At 39.5% G+C, this 2,324-nt stretch carries 4 protein-coding genes; 3 read left to right on the top strand and 1 reads right to left on the bottom strand.

Going from position 1 to position 2,324, the window contains the following annotated elements; genetic code table 11:
• A partial coding sequence (locus tag AC1DSB_RS18230) for a DUF6241 domain-containing protein (RefSeq protein ID WP_477587302.1) occupies window positions 1–316 on the top strand: 316 nt, incomplete at its 5' end.
• Window positions 317–357: 41 nt separating this feature from the next.
• Here the strand turns inward: AC1DSB_RS18230 and AC1DSB_RS18225 are convergent.
• A complete protein-coding gene (locus tag AC1DSB_RS18225; RefSeq protein WP_477587303.1) occupies window positions 358–534 on the bottom strand; it encodes an ATP-binding protein in 177 nt (58 codons plus the stop codon).
• A gap of 293 nt (window positions 535–827) precedes the next feature.
• On the opposite strand from AC1DSB_RS18225, the gene AC1DSB_RS18220 reads away from it, so the two are divergent.
• Window positions 828–1,409 carry a site-2 protease family protein gene (locus AC1DSB_RS18220; RefSeq protein WP_342542216.1) on the top strand — a complete coding sequence of 194 codons (582 nt, stop codon included), beginning with the start codon at window positions 828–830 and terminating at the stop codon, window positions 1,407–1,409.
• A gap of 331 nt (window positions 1,410–1,740) precedes the next feature.
• The gene (locus AC1DSB_RS18215) at window positions 1,741–2,235 is read left to right on the top strand and encodes an amidase domain-containing protein (protein ID WP_369758004.1); all 495 of its coding nucleotides are present in this window, start codon (window positions 1,741–1,743) and stop codon (window positions 2,233–2,235) included.
• The last annotated feature ends 89 nt before the right edge of the window (window positions 2,236–2,324 follow it).

The following is a 2,324-nucleotide window of genomic DNA, read 5'->3' as shown; positions in this document are numbered from 1 at the left end:
GCATATGCCTGACTTTCAAGTCGGCCAAGTGATTCATCAAATGAGTCATCAGAAAATCGAGGCTGAGGAAAAGTGGGGGTTCCTCCCTCTAACCGCTGAAAGAGTGGCAAGGTTAAAAAAAGTTGTAGAAAATGGTGATTATCAAAATAAAAGCCGTTATTTAAGTATTCTTAATCGATGGGCGGAAAATGATTTCACACAAATAGATAAAGATCACAATACAATTTGGACTATGCAGGGAGGGACTGTCGGCAGGGCTACGGGAATTCTCAGTTATGAAGAAGAAAAACAATTTATTGAAAAATATTACGAATAAAAAAGGCACTCACTTTCGTGAATGCCTTTTCTAAGTGGATGTTAACTGGAAATCGGCAATGATAAAGTGACTTGGGTACCAGCGCCTTTACTTTCAATGGTTACTTTTCCATGATGATGTTCAATGACTTTGTAGGTTAGCATTAAGCCAAGTCCGAACCCTTTTTCATTGTTGGCATAAAAAGGCTTGCCTAACGGCTGACACCGAGCTTCTGAAATTCCATGGCCAAAACAATCACTTTCAATTCAATCCGATATTTAATAGCTGAATAAGATATCATTTTAAGCCTAAGAAAAAGGGTTTATTATATGTGATGGGGAAATAAGAGGATTATTTTGTTAAAAACGGACATATATAGAAAAGGGTTAGTGAAATCCAGTGAGTGAAATGGTACATTAGTGTAACAGTGAAAGATGGATGATGTGCCTATTCATTCACTGTAAAAAGAATGAAATGAAAGCGGGCGGACAACATAGAGTTTTTTGCATTTTCATTAGAAGAGATCCCATTTGTGCTCATTACATTGGTAATTGCTTTTACATTGCATGAATTTATGCATGCTTGGATGGCTTCAGTATTTGGAGACGATACGGCAAAAAGACAGGGAAGGGTAACTCTTAATCCACTAAAACACTTGGATATCGCTGGTACACTTTTGATTTTTATAGCGGGGTTTGGTTGGGCAAAACCTGTTCCAGTTAATGCTGCTTATTTCGCAACGAGACGTATACAATCCATCATTGTTAGTTTGGTTGGCCCTCTCAGTAACTTTGTCCTGGCGTTTATTGGGTTTAGCATTTTTTACTTTTCTCCTCAAAATCAAACAATGGATGAATTTCTAAATGTTTTTGTCATGTTGAATGTAGTGTTAGGCGTATTTAATCTGTTACCACTACCACCATTGGACGGGTATCGAATCATTTCCAGTTTATTTCCTGCTAAAATTCAAGAGAAACTTGTGCCCTTAGAAGCTTACGGCTCCATTTTGTTTTTAATTGTGGTACTGACACCGATTGGGGATAGTACACTGTTTCCATTCATCGGAAACAGTATAGATATGGTAATGAATTTGTTCTATTCTATTTATGAATGATAATCGGAAGGCCACTCTCGTAATATAAGAGTGGTTTTTTGTTGCTTCAGAAAAGCTTCTAATGGGGTAAAACTAAGGGGAGAGGGGAATGAAAATAAGCGCATATAGACTGCCGCTCATCGTCACATAACTAACGGGAATACCTTACAGAATGATAAATGGAATGGCAAAAATAGCGAGTGCGAGTCTGAATCCATTGCGAAGAATGATGGATAGTCACAGTCTTCCATGTCCAATCGACACGATGCTACCAAATACGATTCTTCTCAACTATATTCCTCTCCAATCTTCTATTTCTTTCGTTTTATACATACTCTCTCCGTAAGGAGGGATTTCTATATACAACCGTCAAGCAGCAGTGGATTATGCAAATACATGGTGGAACTCCAATAATCCAGCTTATCCTGTATTTGATGTCGATTGCACGAATTACATTTCACAGTGCTTGCGTGCAGGAGGAGCGCCAATGCGTGGCTATCCAAACCGTAATAAAGGGTGGTGGATTAGAGGAGGCACGTGGAGCTTCAGCTGGAGTACCTCACATGCACTCCGATGGTATTTGGAAACATCCAGAACCGGTTTACAGGCAGTAAAAGTAGCAAGCGCATGGGAGTTGAAACTTGGAGATGTAATCAGTTACGATTTCCAGGGTGACGGCAGATTTGATCACACGACCATCGTGACGGGCTTCAATGAAAACGGTGAGCCACTTGTCAATGCACATACGGTTTTCGCACGCCAAAGGAATTGGCGCTATACAACGTCACCGGCTTATTCAGATGATACGAGGTATATTTTCTTTCATATTAAAGATTCGTTCACATGAAAAAACCCTTGGATTTTCCAAGGGTTTTTCTACTCTTTTACATTTTGCTATGTCTAGCTACAAGCACCAATCTGTTCCTGCGGTTACTC

The sequence above is a fragment of the Paenisporosarcina sp. P4_E4_2 genome, from assembly GCF_056401595.1.
Note: the sequence above shows the minus strand (reverse complement) of the source record. Positions and strands in the feature narration are given on the sequence as shown.